Here is a 1,200-nt window from a genome sequence, read left to right as displayed (position 1 = left end):
CCGCCGGTCGCGGCTTCAGCTGACCCGGCAGCGGCAACGGCTGGGGCACCGCTACCACCTCGACACGTTCGGGGCGGTCATCGGGAATTTCCGCGGCGACCGGCGGCGCGTCGAGCGTGATCCGCGGCGCGGGGCGCGGCTGTGACGCGCAGCCCGCCACGAGCAGCAGGACGGGAATGAGTTGCGGTTTCATCGGGCGGCTCCTCCGCATTGGGCCGGGACGGCCGCCGCGCCAAGCTCGCGGCTCCAGTCGAGGCCATGGACGTAAATGCCGAGCGGATTCTTCGCGATCGTCTCGGCGGATTTCGGTGGCTGATGGGCGATGGTGAGGATGGCGCTCCAGCGCTCGGCGCCGGCGAAGGCCCCGCGCTCATAAGCGCATTCGGTCCAGGCGACGCGGAAGCTTGAGGGCGAGGCGCGGATGACGCTCTGCACCTCGACCGTCACGGCGCGTTCTCCGACCCGCGCGAACGGGTCGTTGGCGCGCGCCTGCGCATTGAGCGTCGCGGCGCCGCGATCGGTGACGAAATCATAGGCGCGCAGCCAGTTGCCGCGCAGCACGACCGGATCGATCGACACCGAGCGGGTCCATTCGATCCAGCGGGCGAGGGCGTAGGCCGTCTCGCGATCGCTGGGCCGGGCGCCCTCGCTCGCCGGGCCGATCGCCTGCGCGGCGCCGAGCTGATCGACCCGGACGATCCACGGCGTGATCGTCGCCGAGGCACGCAGGCGGATATTGTCGATCGCGACCAGTCCGGTCAGCGCGATGCAGCCAAAGGCCATCAGCCGCCAGTTGCGCGCCTGCACGCGCGCGCTGCCGATCCGGTCATCCCAGACCTGACCCGCGCGTTGCCATGGTGTTTCGGGTTCGGGCGATACCGCATAGCGCACGCCCGCGCGTTTCCAGCGCATCGCTTAATCCTCCTTAGGCAGATTGGGAGTGGCGCCGGGACCGCCCCGGTCTCCCGAGCGGATGGTGTGCGCGGCGGCGGTCGCGCCATGCACGGTGCCCTGACGCCGTTGCATGCGCTTCGCCCAGGCCGGCGGACCGTCACCCGCGTCGCCGGTGCCCGATCCGAACATGCGTCCCGCCGCGCCGCGCGCGGCGTTGCCGACGGCGCCGGCACCCGCTTTCGCGACCCCGGCGAGGCCGCCTTCGGAATAGGCGGCGCGGGCGCCGCTCGCGAGGCTGGTCGCCCC

The 1,200-nt window shown here is 72.2% G+C and carries 1 protein-coding gene and 2 pseudogenes; all 3 read right to left on the bottom strand.

Features of this window, described 5'->3' with window-relative positions:
- Window positions 1-193 (bottom strand): annotated as a pseudogene (locus C100_RS0124350) (P-type conjugative transfer protein TrbG); the annotation flags it as partial.
- Complete coding sequence (trbF, locus tag C100_RS32345; RefSeq protein ID WP_024019166.1) at window positions 190-912, bottom strand: conjugal transfer protein TrbF; 723 nt, start codon at window positions 910-912, stop codon at window positions 190-192. The pseudogene C100_RS0124350 and the gene trbF, both read right to left, overlap by 4 nt.
- A gap of 3 nt (window positions 913-915) precedes the next feature.
- Window positions 916-1,200 (bottom strand): annotated as a pseudogene (locus tag C100_RS48570) (hypothetical protein); the annotation flags it as partial.

Origin of the sequence: Sphingobium sp. C100 (assembly GCF_000508185.1) — a bacterium.
Taxonomy (GTDB): Bacteria; Pseudomonadota; Alphaproteobacteria; order Sphingomonadales; family Sphingomonadaceae; genus Sphingobium.
Note: the sequence above shows the minus strand (reverse complement) of the source record. Positions and strands in the feature narration are given on the sequence as shown.

What these genes read in the sequence shown, in the direction of transcription:
- trbF (WP_024019166.1), bottom strand. Translation starts at nt 912, where the DNA reads ATGCGCTGGAAACGCGCGGGCGTGCGCTATGCGGTATCGCCCGAACCC.